Source organism: Gemmatimonadota bacterium (assembly GCA_026702745.1).
Classification (GTDB): domain Bacteria; phylum JAAXHH01; class JAAXHH01; order JAAXHH01; family JAAXHH01; genus JAAXHH01.
The window spans coordinates 1-19,703 of the sequence record JAPPBT010000079.1; the positions used below are offsets into that span (position 1 = coordinate 1).

General features: G+C 64.8%; 19 protein-coding genes and 2 tRNA genes. 13 read left to right on the top strand and 8 right to left on the bottom strand.

Annotated elements, in window-relative coordinates; genetic code table 11:
• Positions 1 to 178: 178 nt before the first annotated feature.
• The 8 genes from OXH56_13275 to OXH56_13310 form a co-directional block, all read right to left on the bottom strand.
• Positions 179 to 260, bottom strand: a tRNA-Tyr gene (locus OXH56_13275).
• 12 nt (positions 261 to 272) lie between these two features.
• Positions 273 to 345 (bottom strand) — tRNA-Thr (locus OXH56_13280).
• 119 nt (positions 346 to 464) lie between these two features.
• Positions 465 to 2,237, bottom strand: coding sequence for an aspartate--tRNA ligase (gene aspS, locus OXH56_13285; GenBank protein MCY3556279.1), 1,773 nt, complete (start codon positions 2,235 to 2,237; stop codon positions 465 to 467).
• 50 nt (positions 2,238 to 2,287) lie between these two features.
• Positions 2,288 to 3,181 (bottom strand): sugar phosphate isomerase/epimerase, encoded by an 894-nt coding sequence (locus tag OXH56_13290; protein MCY3556280.1) that lies wholly within the window; start codon positions 3,179 to 3,181, stop codon positions 2,288 to 2,290.
• A 47-nt stretch (positions 3,182 to 3,228) separates the two neighbouring features.
• Positions 3,229 to 3,735, bottom strand: coding sequence for a dual specificity protein phosphatase family protein (locus OXH56_13295; protein MCY3556281.1), 507 nt, complete (start codon positions 3,733 to 3,735; stop codon positions 3,229 to 3,231).
• A 66-nt stretch (positions 3,736 to 3,801) separates the two neighbouring features.
• A complete protein-coding gene (locus OXH56_13300) occupies positions 3,802 to 4,014 on the bottom strand; it encodes a hypothetical protein (protein MCY3556282.1) in 213 nt (70 codons plus the stop codon).
• Between the two features lie 4 nt (positions 4,015 to 4,018).
• A complete protein-coding gene (tmk, locus tag OXH56_13305; protein MCY3556283.1) occupies positions 4,019 to 4,693 on the bottom strand; it encodes a dTMP kinase in 675 nt (224 codons plus the stop codon).
• Positions 4,678 to 5,358 carry a hypothetical protein gene (locus tag OXH56_13310; GenBank protein MCY3556284.1) on the bottom strand — a complete coding sequence of 227 codons (681 nt, stop codon included), beginning with the start codon at positions 5,356 to 5,358 and terminating at the stop codon, positions 4,678 to 4,680. The genes tmk and OXH56_13310 overlap by 16 nt, the downstream gene beginning before the upstream one ends.
• A 572-nt stretch (positions 5,359 to 5,930) precedes the next feature.
• Between OXH56_13310 and OXH56_13315 the strand changes: the two genes are divergently transcribed.
• The 13 genes from OXH56_13315 (at position 5,931) to aroF (ending at position 19,703) form a co-directional block, all read left to right on the top strand.
• Positions 5,931 to 8,174: an anthranilate synthase component I gene (locus OXH56_13315; GenBank protein ID MCY3556285.1), complete on the top strand. Its 2,244-nt coding sequence runs from the start codon at positions 5,931 to 5,933 to the stop codon at positions 8,172 to 8,174.
• A 20-nt stretch (positions 8,175 to 8,194) separates the two neighbouring features.
• Entirely contained in the window at positions 8,195 to 9,244 is a 1,050-nt protein-coding gene (gene trpS / locus OXH56_13320; GenBank protein MCY3556286.1) for a tryptophan--tRNA ligase, read from the top strand.
• Positions 9,245 to 9,362: 118 nt separating this feature from the next.
• Positions 9,363 to 10,373: an anthranilate phosphoribosyltransferase gene (gene trpD, locus OXH56_13325; GenBank protein MCY3556287.1), complete on the top strand. Its 1,011-nt coding sequence runs from the start codon at positions 9,363 to 9,365 to the stop codon at positions 10,371 to 10,373.
• A gap of 43 nt (positions 10,374 to 10,416) precedes the next feature.
• Entirely contained in the window at positions 10,417 to 11,262 is an 846-nt protein-coding gene (gene trpC / locus OXH56_13330; protein MCY3556288.1) for an indole-3-glycerol phosphate synthase TrpC, read from the top strand.
• Positions 11,259 to 11,873: a phosphoribosylanthranilate isomerase gene (locus OXH56_13335; protein ID MCY3556289.1), complete on the top strand. Its 615-nt coding sequence runs from the start codon at positions 11,259 to 11,261 to the stop codon at positions 11,871 to 11,873. Before trpC ends, OXH56_13335 begins: the two co-directional genes overlap by 4 nt.
• Positions 11,870 to 12,757, top strand: coding sequence for a shikimate dehydrogenase (gene aroE / locus OXH56_13340; protein MCY3556290.1), 888 nt, complete (start codon positions 11,870 to 11,872; stop codon positions 12,755 to 12,757). Before OXH56_13335 ends, aroE begins: the two co-directional genes overlap by 4 nt.
• A complete protein-coding gene (gene aroC, locus OXH56_13345; protein MCY3556291.1) occupies positions 12,745 to 13,899 on the top strand; it encodes a chorismate synthase in 1,155 nt (384 codons plus the stop codon). The genes aroE and aroC overlap by 13 nt, the downstream gene beginning before the upstream one ends.
• 122 nt (positions 13,900 to 14,021) lie before the next feature.
• The gene (aroB, locus tag OXH56_13350; protein MCY3556292.1) at positions 14,022 to 15,626 is read left to right on the top strand and encodes a 3-dehydroquinate synthase; all 1,605 of its coding nucleotides are present in this window, start codon (positions 14,022 to 14,024) and stop codon (positions 15,624 to 15,626) included.
• A gap of 34 nt (positions 15,627 to 15,660) precedes the next feature.
• On the top strand, positions 15,661 to 16,110 hold the full coding sequence (gene aroQ, locus OXH56_13355; protein ID MCY3556293.1) for a type II 3-dehydroquinate dehydratase: 450 nt from the start codon (positions 15,661 to 15,663) through the stop codon (positions 16,108 to 16,110).
• Between the two features lie 5 nt (positions 16,111 to 16,115).
• Entirely contained in the window at positions 16,116 to 17,315 is a 1,200-nt protein-coding gene (trpB, locus tag OXH56_13360; GenBank protein MCY3556294.1) for a tryptophan synthase subunit beta, read from the top strand.
• Positions 17,312 to 18,133, top strand: a complete 822-nt coding sequence (gene trpA, locus OXH56_13365) for a tryptophan synthase subunit alpha (GenBank protein MCY3556295.1) — start codon at positions 17,312 to 17,314, stop codon at positions 18,131 to 18,133. The genes trpB and trpA overlap by 4 nt, the downstream gene beginning before the upstream one ends.
• Before the next feature lie 186 nt (positions 18,134 to 18,319).
• The gene (gene aroH / locus OXH56_13370; GenBank protein ID MCY3556296.1) at positions 18,320 to 18,685 is read left to right on the top strand and encodes a chorismate mutase; all 366 of its coding nucleotides are present in this window, start codon (positions 18,320 to 18,322) and stop codon (positions 18,683 to 18,685) included.
• 1 nt (position 18,686) lies between these two features.
• Positions 18,687 to 19,703 carry a 3-deoxy-7-phosphoheptulonate synthase gene (gene aroF, locus OXH56_13375; protein ID MCY3556297.1) on the top strand — a complete coding sequence of 339 codons (1,017 nt, stop codon included), beginning with the start codon at positions 18,687 to 18,689 and terminating at the stop codon, positions 19,701 to 19,703.

The window sequence follows — 19,703 nt, forward strand, 5'->3', positions numbered from 1 at the left end:
GACTCGAACCCGCGACCCTCAGCTTGGAAGGCTGATGCTCTAGCCAACTGAGCTATTCCCGCCGGTCTTCGTTCTGAAGCTGCTCAACAGCCTGGACAGCCTGTCGGTCTCAACGGCCCGGTTATCCTGGTCAGTCCATGCGGTCCAGCCGGCCTTGCCGGGCCCTCTTCGCGAAACATGGGGAGGGCAGGATTCGAACCTGCGAAGGCTGAGCCAACGGATTTACAGTCCGTCCCATTTGACCGCTCTGGAACCTCCCCTGGCTGCCTGAAAGCCACCACTCGGATTCGAACCGAGAACCTACTGATTACAAATCAGCCGCTCTGCCATTGGAGCTATGGTGGCCCATTATAATCAGTACGGATACACATCTTGAGCAGCTCAAGAACACAGACAGGTAAATATAATCAACATCCCTGCCATTGTCAAGGGTGTATGTAAAATAAAATGGAAGCGGGACCGGGCTACCGCCGAAGGCGGATGTGGAGTTCCCGGAGCTGTTTTTCGCTGACTTCCCCGGGCGCGCCCATGAGCAGGTCCTGGGCGTTCTGGTTCAGGGGGAAGGCGATGACTTCCCGGAGATTGGTTTCGTCGGTGAGGAGCATGACGATACGGTCGATGCCCGGAGCGATGCCGCCGTGGGGCGGCGCGCCGTACTTCAGCGCGCTGATCATGCCGCCGAACTCGGCGTCGACCTCGCCGGCGGAGTAACCGGCGATTTCGAAGGCCCGGTACATGATGTCGGGCCGGTGGTTCCGGATGGCGCCGCTGGACAGTTCCGTACCGTTGCAGACGATGTCGTACTGGTAGGCCAGGACTTCGAGGGGCGGCGTGGTCTCCAGGGCTTCGAGGCCGCCCTGGGGCATGGAGAAGGGATTGTGCGAGAAGATCACCTTGCCCGATTCGGCGTCGTATTCGTACATGGGGAAATCGACGATCCAGCAGAAGCGGTAGGCGCCCGGTTCCCGCAGGTCGAGCAGGTCGGCGAAATGCAGCCTGAGGCGGCCCGCCACATCGACGGCCCGTTCCTCCGTGTCGGCCACGAAGAACCACGAGGCCCCCGTTTCGGGTTCGATGACGGATTTCAGCCGTTCCAGGGTCGGACTGTCCAGCACGCGGGCGATGGAACCCTTGACCCCGTCCTCGGTAAAGGAGATGTACGCCGCGCCCCGTCCCCCGAAATCCTCCTTCACGGTCCGGTCCAGGTTGTCGAAGAAACTGCGGGGCCGCGCGGCCACGCCCGGGACGGCCAGGACCCTGACGACGCCGCCCTTCTCGACGATCTGGCGGAAGGCGTTGAATTCCGATGCCCGGAAGGCCTCGGTGACGTCCTCGATCTCCAGGCCGAAACGAAGGTCGGGCTTGTCGGTCCCGTAGCGGAGCATGGCGTCGCGATAGGGGATGCGCGGGAAGGGCGGGGCGGTGACGTCCCAGTCGCTGAACTCGGTGAACAGGCCGTAAAACAGGGTTTCCAGCGCTTCGAAGACGTCATCCTGCTCGACGAAGGACATCTCCACGTCCAGCTGGTAGAACTCGCCCGGCGACCGGTCGGCCCGGGCATCTTCATCCCGGAAGCACGGGGCGATCTGGAAGTACCGGTCGAACCCCGAGATCATCAGGAGCTGCTTGAATTGCTGCGGCGCCTGGGGAAGGGCGTAGAACTTGCCGGGATGCACGCGGCTCGGGACCAGGTAGTCCCGGGCGCCCTCGGGCGAACTGCTGGTGAGGATGGGCGTGTTGAACTCGTTGAATCCCATTTCCGTCATGCGGCGCCGTACGCTCGCGATGATGCGCGACCGCATGATGATGTTGTGGTGCAGCCGCTGCCTGCGCAGGTCCAGCATGCGGTAGGTCAGCCGGGTGGCTTCCGGGTATTCCCGCTCGTCGGCGACCGACAGGGGCAGGGCATCCGCGGCGCTGAGCACCGTCATGGAATCGGACTTCACCTCGATGTGCCCGGTAGGCAGGTTGGGGTTGATCGCATCGTCAGCCCGCAGGATCACCTCGCCGGTAAAGGTGGCGACGCTCTCCGAACGCAGGTCCCCCGCCTCCTCGTGGAATCCGCTTTCCGGCGTGATGACGACCTGCGTGATCCCGTAGTGGTCTCTCAGGTCGATGAAGAGCAGGCCGCCGTGGTCCCTTTTGCGGTGCACCCAGCCGGCGATCCGCACCCGCGTTCCGTCGTCGGTCTGCCGCAGTTCACCGCAGGTGTGCGTCCTGTACGGGTGGTCTTTCATCTTATTCCCTTTCTTCCCTTTCCGGTTGAACCGCGACTCGGGTCGGTGCGTCACGCGGGCCGGCCGGACCGCTCTACGCCCAGTTCGGCCAGGAGGTCCAGCGTGTTCCGCATGCAGATCCTGGAGGCCGCTTCGCCGGCCTCCGAAAACTGTTTTCCACCGGGCAGTTCAAGCAGTGCGTGCTCGATCTGCTCCGGTCCGACGCGCCAATGGGTCTCGAGTGACACGCAACCTTCGTAGCCCTGCTCGAGCAGTTCGGCAAACTGACCACGGTAGTCGATCTCGCCTTCGCACATGGGAACGTTGACATACTTCTTGTCCGTACCCCTGGCCCCATCCTTGATGTGCATGTGATACATGTCCGACCGGATGTGGTCGTAACCGTCGGGATAAGGTGCGTGACCGTCGTCGTCGAACAGTTCGTTGCAGGGATCCCAGAGGGGCTTGACGACCTGTGTATCCAGGGCGTCGATCAAACGCCGGGTCTCCGCGCCGGTGCCGATCATGGTGGACATTTCGTTTTCCAGTCCCAGCACGACGCCCTCGCCCTCGGCGATACGGACAGGTTCAAGGAACCGTTCTACAATCCGGTCCCAGTACTTATCGAGGGGATCCTGTTTCCAGAAGGCGAAAACGCGGACCAGCGGCGTGTCCAAACCCCGGGCGACCCGTATGCTCCTGCGGAGGATTCCGAGATGTTCCCTGTACGAGGCGTCGTCATCAATGTCGCATTTGTAGAAGGGTGGTGCCACGCCGACGACCGCCAGTCCGGCTTCACCGGTCCGGTCCCTGATCCGCGCGATCTCGTCGTCGTCAAGATCCTGTGGCGGTTTGTCCCAGATCGATCGGATCTCGATCCCGTCCAGGTTGAAGTCACGGGCGAATGCGATGACCCTGTCCAGGTCCTGGGACACCTCGTCGGTGATTACGGCGATCGTGAACATGGGGCTGGATGCCTCCCTTGCGCGTCTTTTGCTGTGCGCGTTTTTTGCTATGCCTTGTGCCCGGTCATGGATTCGGCGAACCGGAAGATCGACGATTCCTGGTCGAAGGTCTCCACCGAACCGGGCCGGCTGTTCCTGATTTCCGCTATGGCGGCTTCGGGCGTGGATCCCTGCCAGACGAGATACCCGGCCAGCACGGTTCCGGTCCGGCCTATGCCCGCCATGCAGTGTACGACCACGCCGCCGTGTTCCACTTGCTCATCGATGTACTGGACGGCCTGGAGGATCTGTTCCGGAGAAGGCGCCGTCATGTCCTCCACGGGGATGTGCATGCTGCTGAACCCGCAGTGGTCCAGCGTCCCCCCGTGGAGCGGTTCGTGCGTCAGGGACACCACGGTGCGCACGCCCAACTCCTTCAGGCGCATCAGGTCCTGTACCAGCGCGGGGTCCGCCCCGGGGTCCGCCTTGCCGCCCGCGCGTCTGCGAAGGGCGCTCGTCGGCAGGGCCATGCCGGCCAGCCGCCGGGGTATGACCCAGGTAAAGTTTCTCAGCATCCTTTGCTCACGGGGTCCCTTTGCTCACGGGGTCCCTTTGCTCACGGGGTCCCTTTGCTCACGGGGTCACTTCCCCGGTATGTCCTCGAACTTGCCTTCCTCGATATTCTTCGGATCGATGGTCGTCTTCGGCTTCTTCGGCGTCCTGGACCGGGGTTCGGGCTCCGGCCGGGCCGGCCGGGGGGGACGCATGACCATGGCGGCCAGGAAACGAAGGGCCTGCTGGATCAGGATCCCCGCCAGGAATCTCATTACGAACCGGAGTATGTAAGTCAGCATGGCGCTATCCGTCGCAGGAGGGTTGCATCACTTCTTCCACACACGCGCGCGCTTCCTCCTGTACTTCATCGGGCGTGCGCGCGCCGTCGATGATCCTGATGTGGTCCAGGACGCTTCTCCGCCGCGCCAGTTCCAGGTAGTTCTCGCGGATGGCGCGGAGCGTTTCGAGATCTTCGAACAGTTCGGTATCCGGCCGCGCCCGGCTGATACGGTCCATGCAGACTTCGGCGGGCGCATCGATCAGCAGGGTCAGGTGGGGGTGGATCGCCCGGGCGTTGATCGACTCGATCCAGTCCAGTTCGCCGGGCATCTCCCGCCACTGGTAGGCGAAGGACGAGAGGAAGTACCGGTCGCAAAGCACGGGGATTCCGCGGTGTATGTGGGATTCGATTTCCGTTTTGACGTGGTCGATCCGATCGGCCGCGAAGAGCAGCGCGTGACAGATGCCGTCCAGTTCCACCCGGCGCTGAAGGGCGTCTTTCAACAGTCTTCCGATGGGGCGGTTCGTGGGTTCCCCCGTCGTATGAACCGGACCTCCGAAACGGGTTTCCATCCACCGCCTGAGCCGTTCCAACTGGGTCGTCTTGCCCGCCCCGTCGATCCCTTCGATCACGATGAACGGCGCGGTGGCCTCCCCGGCGTCGCCGCGGACCTCCTTCCCCATCATGAATACCCCCATGGGCGGAGCAGGTCCCGCCAACCGCGCGCTTCTTCCAGGACGCCGGCTTCCTTTTGTTCATATCGTCTCAGGATTTCCCTCAGCCCGGTGCTGAACAGGACGCCGATGGCGCCGAGACCCAGAAAGAGCAGCCCGATGCCGCTGGCCAGGCTGAAGGCCATGACGAGGGAACCGGCCGCCAGCAGCGCGAAGGAACGACGCGGGTTGTCCACGACCAGGTATACGCCCGTCCGGACGATCTGCCAGACGGGTAATTGCTCGCGCAGCATGAGGGGCAGCGCGTATACGGCCGTCATGCAGACGAAGACGATCAGCCACAACATCACGCCGCTCAGTATTGCCCCCGTCCATGGCCAGTCTTCCATGAGCCGCACGTAGAAGAACACGTTGGCCGCGAGCAGGACCAGGACGCCCGCGTACAGGCCGCAGAGCGAAAAGCTCCGGCCCAGGTCCCCGCGGGTGTGGGCGAAGAAATCCCTGATGCCTGTTTCTTCATAGGCCGCGATACGTCCGGTGACCCGGAACAGTCCGGCGAAGGCGAGGGGAAGGGTAACCAGCGGCAGGGCAAGCAGCAACCAGAGGATGTTGATCACGATCAGCGTTCCCAGGTAATCATAAGTATTCCAGAACCACTTCCTGAACAGACCGGGTTCCCTGTCCTGCATTTTCAGCGCACCCCGATTCCAAAGGCCGACTCGGACTGGGCGACGATACGCGCACCCCGATTCCAAAGGCCGACTTGGACGCAATACAACGCCAGCATGGTACAGGCTGCCCCCCGAATTCGCAACTGTTTTCTTGGTGAGAAAAAACCTTGACTTTACCGCCGTACCGCGCTATAATGGCGCATTCGACATTCGGCAGCCGAACGGTTTTTACATCGAGCATTGGACTGAAATGACAGCCGCAAGTTCGTCCCGGTCATCCCGATTCTACGCTTGGCGGAAGCAGAGCGATCTGTTTACCTGGTGGCCTTTTTACGGGACGAGGCGGCATGTCATGCGAAGCGGCGCCTGATTGAAGTAGATTCATCCTTCGTTGATTTGACCGGCCTCTACCCTCACAAGGTAGCGGCCTTTTTTATTTTATGGGGTGGTCGAAGACGGACCGCTGAAGGCGTGAGATTCGTGTCGACGCTACGCTTGAGGTCGACGGGCACGTCGGGTGAATCAAAGACGGGCCGCTAACAGGGTTGGGGATACCTTAAGGATCAGTTCACCGGGAGCGGGACAGGATCATGCGAGTTACCCATATACACCTGGAAGCCATCGAATACCAGACCGAGGGCGGCCTGGCCGTCAAGCGGTACGCCGAGCATCTTTCTCCGGACGAAGCCATTGAACCCGTTATCGACGCGCTCGATGCCCACCTGGGCGCCCTGTTCGCGTCCGGCTACGAGTATCCCGGAAGATATACCCGGTGGGACATGGGGTTCGTCGATCCGCCGATCCGGATCGAAACCCGGGAGAACGCCTTCCTTATCGAAGCCCTGAACGCCCGGGGCGGGGTGTTGCTGCCCGCGATCCTCGCGCAGGTCGAAGGTCTGCGGGCCACGCGTGCCGTTGCCCGTCACGAAGAACGCATCACCGGCGAGGTGCATACGCCCGGCGGACATTTCACGGAAGAGCAGCGCAGCCGTCAACCCTCCGTATTCTCGATCCTGCGGGGGATCATAGACCTCTTCTCCTGCCCGGACGAACATCATCTCGGCCTCTACGGCGCCTTCGGCTACGACCTTGCCTTTCAGTTCGAACCCATGGACTACCGGCTAAGCCGCCCGGCGGACCAGCGGGACCTGGTGCTCTACCTGCCAGACCGGCTGGTGACGGTCGATCACAACCGCGAGGTGGCCGTCCGGTACGACTACGAATTCGATACAGGCGGCGGGTCTACCCAGGGCCTGCCCAGGGAAGGCGCCGTCCAGCCCTACCGTGCGGGACGGGCCACGGCCGCCCGGGAATTCGAGAAGGGCGCTTATGCCGACGTCGTCCGCAAGGCGCAAGAGTATTTCAGGAGAGGTGACCTGTTCGAAGTCGTGCCCAGCCAGACCTTCTACGAGTCCTGCCCGGACCCGCCCTCCGAAATCTTCCGCCGCCTGAGGGAACGGAATCCCGCGCCGTACGCCACGCTCATCAACCTGGGACAGCGCGAATATCTGGTCGGCGCGTCGCCAGAGATGTTCGTCCGGGGCGAAGGGATCCGTATCGAGACCTGCCCCATTTCAGGTACGGTCAGCCGGGGGAACGACGCGCTGAGCGACGCCGACCAGATCCTCAAGCTGCTGAGCTCGGAGAAAGAGGAGTCCGAGTTGACCATGTGTACGGACGTGGACCGGAACGACAAGTCGCGGATCTGCGTGCCCGGCAGCGTTCGGGTCATCGGACGGCGCCAGATTGAGATGTACTCGAGAGTGATCCACACGGTCGACCACGTGGAAGGCATCCTGCGGCCGGAGTATGATGCGCTGGACGCCTTTCTCGCGCACACATGGGCGGTCACCGTGACCGGCGCGCCGAAGATATGGGCGATGCGGTTCATCGAAAACAATGAACGGTCGTGCCGCGCCTGGTATGGCGGCGCGATCGGATTCCTCGGATTCGACGGGAACATGAACACGGGGCTTACCCTCCGGACCATACGCATCAAGGACGGTATCGCCGAGGTGAGGGCCGGGAGCACGCTGCTGATCGACTCCGATCCGGGGGACGAGGAGCGTGAGACGGAACTCAAGGCCATGGCGTTCATCGATGCGATCGGGCGTCCCCGGGAATCCCAGGGGGGAAGCGCCCATCCCGGATTCGCGGAAGACGCCGGATCGGGAAAGCGCGTGCTGCTGATGGACTATGAGGATTCTTTCGTGCATACGCTGGCCAACTACCTGCGCCAGACCGGCGCCGATGTCATGACGGTCCGAACGGGCATCTCGCGGTCCAAGCTGATGGAACTCATGGACGCCTACGACCCGGACCTGGTCTTTCTGTCGCCCGGTCCCGGCCAGCCGTCGGATTTCGACGTGGCGCTGGCCATCGACGCGGCGCTGGAACGGGCGCTGCCCGTCTTCGGTGTCTGCCTCGGGCTGCAGGGCATCGTCGAGTACTTCGGCGGTACCCTGGGTGTGCTGCCCTATCCCATGCACGGGAAGGAGTCGCGCGTGATCGTCCGGGACAGGCGGTCCGGACAAGCCGGGCGGACCGGGACCCTGTTCGAAGGGTTCCCCCAGTCCTTCACCGTAGGCCGCTATCACTCGCTGCATGCCGAACGCGATCGGCTGCCGCCTGAACTTACCGTCACGGCGGAGACGGAAGACGGCGTCGTCATGGCCATCGAACACCGCACCATGCCCGTGGCGGCGGTACAGTTCCATCCCGAGTCCATCATGACGCTCAAGGACGGGATCGGCATCCGGCTCATCGACAATGTCTTCAGGTATCTGGTCAAAGCGGCCGACGCGGTGGACGCGCGCCGGGAGGGCAGTCCATGAGCCAACTTATGAATCGACCCATGAACCGACCCGCAGTCATCCTGACGGGAATCAAGCCCACGGGCAGTCCGCACCTCGGCAACTACATCGGCGCCATCCGGCCCGCGCTGGAGCACGCGCGGCGGTCGCCCGACGTGCGTGCCATGTATTTCCTGGCGGACTACCACGCACTGACGCTCGTCAAGGACCCTGTGCGATTCAGGGACCTGTGCCACGAACTCGCCGCGACCTGGATCGCCTGCGGACTAGATCCCGAACGGCAGGTCTTCTACCGCCAGTCGGACGTGCCGGAGGTGTTCGAGCTGTCCTGGATCCTGTCCTGTTCGACGTCGAAGGGCCTGATGAACCGCGCCCACGCGTACAAGGCGCACGTGGATCGTCACACGCGAGGCGGACGGGACGCGGACTCCGGGAATCCGGACGCCGGGGACGCGGACGCCGGGGACGCGGACGCCGGGGTGAATATGGGCTTGTATTCCTATCCCATACTCATGGCGGCGGACATCCTGCTGTTCCAGGCGAAGTACGTACCGGTGGGACGGGACCAGGAACAACATATCGAGATCGCCAGGGACATTGCCGCGCGTTTCAATCGGTCCTTCGGCGACGTGCTCACCCTGCCGGTATATCTGTCCGACCCTTCAACGGCCGAGATTCCCGGCACGGACGGAAGAAAGATGAGCAAGGCCTATAACAATACCATACCGCTTTTCGGGTCGCGCGAGCAGTTGCGCAAGGCCATATTCGGGATCAAGACGGATTCGAGTCCGCCCGGCGCGCCCAAGGACCCCGGGACGTCGCTCGTATTCCAGATCTACAGGCAGTTCGCGGACCGGGACCGGACCGAGTCGATGCGGAACCGGCTGGAGCGGGGACGGATTACGTGGAAAGCGGCCAAGGAAGAGTTGTTCGACCTTGTCGACGGTTTGCTGGAACGTCCAAGGGCGGTCTACGAGGAACTGATGGCCGACCGGACCCGCATCGACCGCTTGCTGGAATCGGGCGCCAGCAGCGCGCGGGAACTGGCCCGGCCGACCATGGAGACCGTGCGGCAGGCGGTGGGGCGATAGCGGCGTTAGGCGCCGTGAACGGGAAGCGCGCAACCTGCGGCCTGCAAGCCGGTGTCGGGAGATAGCGGCGTTCATGCCGTCGTCCCGGGTTTCAAGCGACAGGAAGGGACAGGGTTTCATGATTCAGCAGGCCATTGCGAAGGCGATCGACGGGATCTCGCTGACCGAAGCGGAAGCCGTGGAGGTCATGAATGGGATCATGTCGGGGGACGCCACGCCGGCGCAGATCGGCGCGTTCCTCGTCGCATTCCGTCTGAAGGGCGAGACGATCGAAGAGGTCACCGGGTTCGCCAGGGTCATGCGCGACCGGGCCACGCGGGTCGAATGTCGGGCTTATCCCATCGTGGATACCTGCGGCACGGGCGGCGACGGAAAGCATACGTTCAATATATCGACGGCAGCAGCTTTCGTGGCCGCGGCCGCGGGCGCCTTTATCGCCAAGCACGGCGGCCGCGCGGCATCCAGCAAGGCGGGCAGTGCCGACGTGCTGACGGCCCTGGGCGTCAATATCGAAACGCCGCCGGAAAGGGTGTCCGCCTGCATCGACGAGATCGGCATCGGGTTCATGTTCGCCCCGGCCCTCCATTCGGCCATGCGGTTCGCGAGCGGTCCGCGCCGGGAACTCGGCGTGCGGACGGTGCTCAACCTGCTGGGACCGCTCACAAATCCGGCCGGGACCACGGCCCAGGTCATGGGCGTGTACGACGCGAGTGTCATCCAGACCGCCGCCCACGTGCTGAACAACCTGGGGGCGGAGCGCGCTTTCGTGGTGCACAGCGCAGACGGCCTGGACGAGTTCACCACCACCGCGCCGACCCACGTGGCGGAGGCCCGGGACGGCGTCGTGCGGACCTATGACGTCGCGCCGGAAGACTTCGGTCTGCCGCGGGCGTCCATCGAGGACCTCAAAGGGGGCGAGGTGGAAGAGAACGCGGAGATCATCCAGTCCGTGCTGGCCGGGGAATCCGGTCCCCGGCGGGACATCGTCCTGCTTAACGCCGCGGCGGCGATCGTGGCCGGCGGTGCCGCGGAGGACTTCGACGAGGGTATCGAAAAGGCGGCCCGGGCCATCGACACCGGCGGGGCGCGGGAGAAACTCGACGCACTGGTCCGCATGACCGGCGAATGACCCTCCGGACCCCGGACAGCGGGATGGGAGAGACACGAAAGCCATGAATATCCTGGATCGGATCGTAGCGCATAAGATCGAAGAGGTGGAAGACCGGAAGCGGCGCATGCCCCTGCCGGTTGCCGGACCCGAAACCGGGCCCGTACGCCGCCGCGATGTCCGGCCCTTCGACCGTGCGCTGAAACAGGGAAACGGCATCGGGGTCATCGCCGAATTCAAGAAGGCTTCGCCCTCGAAGGGGGCGATCCGTTCCGACGCGGCGCCCGTGGAGATCGGACCGGTCTATGCAGCCCATGGGGCATCGGCCATATCGGTGTTGACGGACCGGCGGTTCTTCCAGGGCAGCGACGAGGACCTGGTGGCCCTTCGGCGGTGCGTCCCCGTGCCTGTGCTGCGCAAGGAGTTTATCGTGGACGAGTACCAGGTGCACGAGACCGCGGCGTTGGGTGCGGACGCCATGCTGCTCATCGCGGCCATCCTGGACGACTCCCGCCTGACGGCCCTGCAGCGGACCGCGGCGGACTGCGGTCTGCACTGCCTGGTGGAAGTGCACGACGAGCGGGAACTGGACCGGGCCCTGGCGGCGGGCAGCCGCATCATCGGCATCAACAACCGGGACCTGGCGGACTTCACCGTTACGCTGGATACGTCGCTGCGTCTCAGGCCGCGCATCCCCCGGGACATCGTGACCGTCAGCGAGAGCGGCATCCATGGGCGCGAGGACGTCCTGCGGCTGCAAGAGGCGGGATTCGACGCCGTACTCGTGGGCGAGTCCCTGATGGGGGCGGAGGAGATCGGCGGACAACTGGACGCCCTGCTGGGCCGGTCCATCGAGAAGGCGCAACAGGGGATCCGAAGGCGAACGGCTTCCCCGGGGACAGGGCCATGAATTCGGTCAGGATCAAGATCTGCGGCATTACGAACGAGGCGGACGCCGCCGCGGCGGTTCGCGCGGGCGCGGACGCGCTCGGGTTCATCTTCTATGAGGGCAGTCCCCGCTGCGTGACGCCGGGCCGGGCCGCGGAAATCGTGGCCGGACTGCCGCCCTTTGTCGTCCCGGTGGGCGTATTCGTGAACGCGTCGGCCGACGACGTGGACGGAATCTGCGGGGCCGTGGGTATCCAGGTCGTGCAGCTCCACGGCGACGAACCACCCGGTTTCTGCGAAGCACTCGGGCGCCCGGTCATCAAGGCCTTTCGCGTCAGGGACGCATCGTGGAAATCCGACGCAGAGGGCTATCCCGTCGACGCGGTACTACTCGATACGTATGCCGAAGACCGGTACGGCGGCACGGGGGCCACCTTCGACTGGTGGCTCGTGGAAGGCAGTCCCCACCGTGTCATCCTGAGCGGCGGGCTGAATCCGGACAACGTGGCCGAGGCCGTAAGCTGCGTGCGGCCCTACGGCGTGGATACGGGCAGCGGCGTGGAGCGTGAACCGGGCCGCAAGGACCACGGCAAGATCCGTGATTTCGTGGAGGCGGTGAGGCGGCCTATATGACCTCTTCGCTTGAAAACGGGCCCATCGGCCTCGCCATATCGGGTTCGACCCGCGTGGTCGGCGTATGCGGCCAGGGCATCGGGTATACGCTTTCGCCGGCCATGCACAACGCGGCCTTTCGCCATTGCGGACTGGATTACGTGTATGTAACCTTCGAAATCGCGGCCACCGAAGTGCGGCGGGCCGTCGACGGCATCCGGGGGCTGGGGCTGGCTGGGGTCAACGTGACCAAGCCGCTCAAGACGGACGTGCTGCCCTATCTGGACGAGGTGTCCGAAGAAGCCCGCAGGATCGGCTCGGTCAACACCATCGTGAACCATGGGGGCCGCCTCGCTGGCATGTCGACGGACGGCGACGGACTGTTGCGGGCGCTCGAGGAAAAAGGCGTAGCCGTCGCCGGTTCGAGAATGTTGATCCTGGGCGCGGGAGGAGCGGCCCGGGCGGCCTGCGCCATGGCCCGCGGGCAGGGGGCCGCATCGATTACCATTGCCGCACGCAACGTGGACCGGGCCCGGGACACGGCGTCGGTGGGTGGCGCAAAGGCGATCACGCTTTCGCCATCGGACCTCGGCGTCGCGGTCCGTGGCGCCGACCTGGTGATTAACGCGATCCCGGAAGACCTGCCGCTGGGAGGTGACTGGTTTTACGAAGGGCAGTTCGTCTACGACACGCGTTACGACCAGGCGGAGACCGGACTGATGCGATGCGCCCGGTCGCGGGGCGCGGAAAGCTCGAACGGCATCGGCATGCTGCTGTTCCAGGGTGCGGCGTCTTTTGAAATCTGGACCGGCCACGCGGCGCCGGTCGAAGTGATGAGAAGCGCGTTGGAGAAACAGCTAAGGCACAGGAAGGCTCGGGAGGAGAAGGCATGTTGCGATACCTGACCGCAGGCGAATCACACGGACCGGCCATATCGGCAATTCTCGAAGGTCTGCCCGCGGGGCTGCCGGTGGCTGCGGAAGACATCAACCGGGACCTGAAACGGCGCCAGGGCGGATACGGCCGGGGCCGGAGAATGCAGATCGAGACCGATACGATCGAGATCCGGGGCGGCGTGCGCCACGGCAGGACCATGGGCGGACCGGTTTCTCTCGTCGTGCAGAACCGGGACTGGCAGAACTGGACGGACGTCATGGCGATCGAGGAGGCCGACGGTCCGGTGAGGCGGCGGGTGACCCGGCCCCGACCCGGCCACGCCGATCTCGCGGGCGGACTGAAGTACGACCGACGCGATCTGCGGGACATCCTGGAACGGGCGAGCGCGCGGGAGACGACCATGCGGGTCGCGGTCGGCGCGGTCGCCCGTTCCCTCCTCGCTCAGTTCGGCATGCGCGTGCTCAGCCACGTGGTGCGGATCGGGCAGGTGGACGCGGACGTGAGCGCCCTGTCGAACGATGAGATCATCGACCGGGCCGAAGCCTCTCCCGTGCGCTGCGCCGATGAAGACGCCGCGCAGAAGATGATCGCGGAGATCGACCGGGCGAAGTCTCTCAAGGACACGATCGGCGGGGTCTTCGAGGTCAAGGTGCTGAACGCGCCGCCCGGCCTCGGCAGCCATGTGCAGTGGGACCGCAAGCTCGACGGACGGCTGGCCCAGGCGGTCATGAGCATACAGGCCGTGAAGGGCGTGGAGATCGGGCTGGGTTTCGGCGTGACCCGGGTCCTCGGTTCGGAGGTCCACGACGAGATCTTCTACGAAGGAGGACGGTTCTACCGCGAAACGAACCGGGCCGGCGGCGTCGAGGGCGGCATGACCGAAGGCGAGGAAATCGTCGTCCGCGGCGCGCTCAAGCCCATCGCGACGCTCATGCGCACGATCATGTCGGTGGATATCGAGTCCAAGGAAGCCTTCGATTCCGCCAAGGAGCGGTCGGACGTGTGCACCGTGCCCGCCGCCGGCGTGATCGGCGAAGCGGTGGTGGCCTTCGTTGTCGCCGACGCCATGCAGGAGAAATTCGGGGGCGACAGTCTGGAGGAAATGAAGCGCAACTACCAGGGCTACATGGACCAGCTGGCGCGGTACTAGCACCGGCAGGAGCGTTACTGGCGAAAGTATCGGCGCGCGTTCGTCGAAGCGCTGGATCGGGGCCGGCGGACCGCGCCGCCGCCTTCCGGCTAATCGAGGCGCGGGCAACAGGCGGACGGGAAGTGGCTGAGTCTGGAGCACATCAATCCGGCGGAATCGTCCTTATCGGTTTCATGGGCACGGGCAAGACGGCGGTGGGCTGGCGCCTCGCACGGGCCCTGGGCGTGCCCTTCGTGGACACCGACGCGCTGATCGAAAAGAAGGCCGCGGCGCGTATCCCCGAGATCTTCGAGCAGCGGGGGGAGACCGGTTTCCGGGCGATCGAGAAGTCTGTCATCCGGAGCCTCGCCGACGGGGTGCGCAGAGTGATCGCCACGGGCGGCGGCGCGGTGCTTGATCCGGACAACTTCGACGTGCTGCGGTCGCTGGGTCCGGTCATACATTTGAACGCGCCGGCAGAGACGGTACTGGCGCGCACGCGGGGCGATTCGGGGACCCGGCCGCTCCTGACCGGGGAAGACCCGCTGGAACGGATCCGGTCACTCCAGCGCGAGCGAGCGCCGGTCTACGGCGGGGCGGACCATGAAGTCGACACGTCGCGGCATTCGATCGAGGATATAGTGGAGATGGTCAAGGCCTGGGTAGAAAGCGAAGAACGGGTGATCCGAGTGGACCTCGGATCCGACAGCTATGACATCGTGATCGGGCCCGATGTGCTCGACCGGCTGGGAAGCCGTATGACGTCTTTCGATCTGACCGGCCGCGCGCTGGTCGTGACCCATCCGGGCATCGCGCAGCGCTACGGCGGTCGGACGACAGACTCTCTGCGGTCGGCCGGGTTCGAACCGGATCTGGTCGAAGTTCCGGACGGCGAGGCGCAGAAGTCGCTGCAGTGGGCTGAGAAACTCTATGACGCCATGCTGGCCCACGGGATGGACCGCCGTTCCCCCGTTATCGCGCTGGGCGGCGGGGTCATCGGCGACCTGGCCGGTTTCGCCGCGGCCACTTTCCTGCGCGGCGTCCCGTTCGTCCAGGTCCCCACCTCGCTCCTGGCCCAGGTGGACGCCAGCGTGGGGGGCAAGGTGGCCGTGGACCACCGCCGCGGGAAGAACCTGATCGGTGCGTTCTACCAGCCCCTGCTCGTGCTGGCCAGCCTGGATACGCTCGACAGCCTTCCGGACCGGGAACTGCGTGCGGGCATGGCGGAAGTGATCAAGTATGGCGTCATTGCAGACCCAGGACTGTTCGCCTATATTGAGGGGCGCCTGGACGATATACTGAAACGCGACCGCGGCGTGCTGGCGCACCTCGTGGCGCGGTCCTGCGAGATCAAGGCGGAAGTGGTCGCCGGAGACGAACGCGAACATGGACGGCGAGCCATCCTCAACTTCGGCCATACCATGGGCCACGCCATCGAGACGCAGACGGGCATGCTGCACGGCGAGGCCGTGGCCATCGGCATGGTCTACGCCGCCCGGGTCGCGGAGCGCATGGGCCTGCTGGACGGCGAAAGCGTCCGGCGGCTGATCGAACTGGTGCGGCGCACGGGGCTGCCCTGCCGGTGCGACGGACTGGACGTCCCGGCGACGATCGAGACCATGAAGTTCGACAAGAAGTCGGTGGGCGGCCGCCCGCGTTTCATCCTGCCCAGCCGCATCGGCGAGGTGGCCGTACGCGACGACGTGCCCGCCGAATACATCCGGTCCGTCCTCGCGACGGGGAACTAGAAGGGCGGCGCCCAGGCGCCGGATCAGTGAAGGCATGATGAAAATACTCGTATTGCACGGTCCGAATCTGAACATGCTGGGCGTCCGGGAACCGGAAGTCTACGGTACGGACACGCTGGAGGACATCAACCGGTCCCTCGAGACGGCCGCGGCGGGACAGGGGATTGAGGTGCGCATCCGCCAGTCCAACCACGAGGGGGTGCTGGTGGACGAGATTCAGGATGCCCTCGGCTGGGCCGACGGCATCCTGATCAATCCCGGCGCGTACACCCACACGAGCATCGCCCTGCGCGACGCGATCGTCGCCGTGGGCCTGCCCGTGGTGGAAGTCCACCTGTCGGACATACACGCCCGGGAAAAGTTCCGGCATCATTCCTATATCGAGCCCGTGGTCCTCAGGCAGATCTGCGGACACGGAAGCGACAGCTATCGGCTGGGCCTGGAGGCCCTGATCGACCACATCAGCATTGGGAGCGAAGGATGACGGCGATCACGCTGCCCGACCAGCGCGGACATTTCGGGATATTCGGCGGCCGCTACGTTCCGGAGACGCTGATGACGGCCCTGGACGAGCTGCTGGACGTCTACGAGGCGGCAAAAACAGATCCGGAATTCGAGGAGGAATTCCGTTACTACCTCCGGGACTACGTGGGCCGTCCGTCCCCCCTCTACTACGCGGAGCGGTTGACGCAGACCCACGGCGGCGCGCGGATCTATCTCAAGCGGGAGGACCTGAACCACACGGGCGCCCACAAGATCAACAACACGATCGGCCAGATCCTGCTCACCCGGCGCATGAAGAAACCACGGGTCATCGCGGAGACCGGTGCGGGCCAGCACGGCGTGGCCACGGCCACCGTGGCCGCCCGCTTCGGCCTGGAATGCGATGTCTACATGGGTTCCGAGGACATGGAACGCCAGGCGCTGAACGTCTTCCGCATGCGCCTGATGGGCAGCCGGGTCATCGCCGTCGACGCGGGCAGCCGCACGCTGAAGGACGCGCTGAACGAGGCCCTGCGGGACTGGGCGACCAACGTCCGCCATACCCATTACATCATCGGATCGGTGGCGGGGCCCCATCCCTTCCCCATGCTGGTGCGCGATTTCCAGTCGGTCATCGGCCGGGAAGCGCGGGAGCAGGTCCTGGAGAAAGAAGGGCGGCTTCCCGATGTGCTCGTCGCCTGTGTGGGGGGCGGCAGCAACGCCATCGGGCTCTTTCATCCCTTCCTCGGCGACGGCGTTCGCCTGGTCGGCGTGGAGGGCGCGGGACACGGGCTGGATACGGGGATGCACGCGGCGACGCTGGGCATCGGCACGCCAGGCGTCCTGCACGGCGCCATGAGTTATACCGGACAGGACGCGAACGGCCAGATCCAGGTCGCCCACTCCGTCTCCGCGGGACTCGACTATCCCGGTGTGGGACCCGAGCACAGTTACCTGAAGGATTCCGGCCGCGCGGAGTACGTGAGCGTGACCGACGACGAGGCGCTGGAGGCCTTCGAACTGCTCTCCAGGGTCGAAGGCATCATACCCGCGCTCGAAAGCGCCCACGCCATCGCCCATATCGCCCGGATCGCCCCGGAAATGGACCGGGAGGAGGTCATCGTCGCCGGGCTGTCGGGCCGCGGAGACAAGGACGTCGAGCAGGTGGACGGGTTGCTGGCCCGGCGCGAAGAGGACGCTGAATGAACCGGATCGAAGAGACCTTCGCATCGCTGAAGTCCGCGGGCCGCACGGCGCTGATCCCCTACATCATGGCGGGGGACCCGGACCTGGAAACGACGGCCTCGCTGGTCGTTGAAGTGGATCGCCGCGGGGCCGACCTGGTGGAACTGGGCGTGCCCTTCTCCGATCCCATCGCCGACGGCCCCACGATCCAGCGCGCCGCGTTGCGGGCCCTGGACCGGGGCACGACCCTGCGGGCCATCGTCGACACGGTAGCCTCGATCAGAAAGCAGTCCTCCATACCCATTGTCTTGATGACCTACTACAACCCGGTGCTCGCTTACGGGATTGGGGAATTCTGCCGGGATGCCGCCCGCGCGGGGGTGGACGGCCTGATCGTGCCCGATCTGCCGCCGGAGGAAGGGGCCGAACTGTCCGATGCCTGCCGGCGGCACGGCCTCACCGTCGTCTTCCTGGTGGCGCCCACGAGCACTACGCAGCGGATCGAACTGGTGAACCGTCACTCCACGGGGTTCGTCTACTGCGTCTCCCTCACGGGCGTCACGGGCGCGCGGGGAGAGCTGGCGGACGGGGTGGACGCGTTCATGGCGCAGGTGCGGTCCCACACAGACCGGCCTCTCGGGCTGGGCTTCGGCATCTCGTCGCCGGAGCAGGCCGGAGAGGCCGCGCGACTGGCCGACGGGGTCATCGTGGGCAGCGCCATCATCAACGTGATGGAAGCGCACGCCGGCAAGCCGGACATGCTCCGGTCCGTGGGCGAATACGTGGCTTCACTGAGGACGGGTATAGACCAGGGAACACCGGTGCCCGCACAGGGCTAGTTTTGCGAATGGGGCCGGGCAGGTGCCTGCTCGCATGGAGCATTGGGATGGTACAGGCTTCACGTCAAAAGGGAGATGCGTGTGGGCGTCCAGGAGACCGGTCCGGTCTTCGCGGCGTCCACCTGTTTTACCCCGTTCCCGGTTTTTGCCGGGATAAATCGGGTACGCACCAACCCGGGAGGAACTATGGTCCGAGGCGTTCGCGGCGCCATAACCGTTGAATCGAATACAGCGGAAGCCATTCGAAGCGCGGCCCATCGGCTGCTTACGACGATTATGGACCGAAACGGCATCGAACTGGAACAGATCGCCAGCGTGGTTTTCTCCGTGACGAAGGATATCGACGCGGAATCGCCCGCTTATGGCGTGCGGCAGATGGGATTGGTCGCCGTTCCCCTGTTCAGTCTGCAGGAAATGGAGGTCCCGGGTTCGCTTGTCCGTTGCGTACGGGTACTGGTTCATATAAACACCGACAAATCACAGGACGAAATACGGCATGTGTACCTGGACGGCGCCGTCGTGCTCCGGCCGGACATCGCCGGGAGGGAATGAAATGGTCGTCGTAATGAAACCGCAGGCCACGGAAGCACAGAAGGAACACGTCCGCGAGACGATCCGGGCCTTCAGATGCAAACCACGGGATATCCAGGGGGACGTGATCACCATCATCTGTCTTATCGGCAATACGCTCAGTCTCGTTCCCGAACAGTTCGAGATCCTGGAGGGGGTGGACCGCGTTCAGCGCATCCAGCGGCCCTACAAGCTGGTGAGCCGGGAGGTGCAGCCGCACAAGACCCGTTTCAAGGTGGGCGACGTAATGATCGGCGGCGACGGCATCGCCATCATCGCCGGTCCCTGTTCCGTCGAATCCTACGACCAGTTCCTGGAGGCGGCGCAGCACGCCCGATCCGCAGGGGCCCATATCATACGCGGCGGAGCCTTCAAGCCCAGGACCTCGCCCTACAGCTTCCAGGGGCTCGGTGAGGAGGGCCTGAAGATCATGGCCCGGGTCAGCGAGGAAACAGGCCTGCCGACCATCTCGGAAGTGATGGAGCCCGAGATGGAACCCATGGTCTCGGAATACGTGGACATGCTGCAGATCGGCGCCCGGAACATGCAGAACTATCCGCTGCTGAACGTCGCGGGACGGAGCAGCAAGCCCGTCATGCTCAAGCGGGGCATGTCCGCCACGCTCGAAGAGATGCTCCTGGCGGCCGAGTACATCCTGGCGGCGGGGAACCACAACGTCGTCCTGTGCGAAAGGGGCATCCGGACTTTCGAGACCTGGACCCGGAACACCCTCGACATCTCCGCCGTACCGGTGCTGCAGAAATACACCCATCTGCCCGTGTTCATCGACCCGAGCCACGGGACCGGCAACGCCGATTTCGTGGGGCCGGCCGCCCGGGCGGCCGTGGCGGTGGGCGCCGACGGGCTCATGATCGAGATGCATCCGACGCCGGAGCGCGCGCTGTCCGATGGGGACCAGTCCCTGACTCCGGAAGCGCTGACCTCCCTGATCCCGGAACTGCAGGCGGTCGCGACGGCCGTCAACCGGACCATCGGCTGA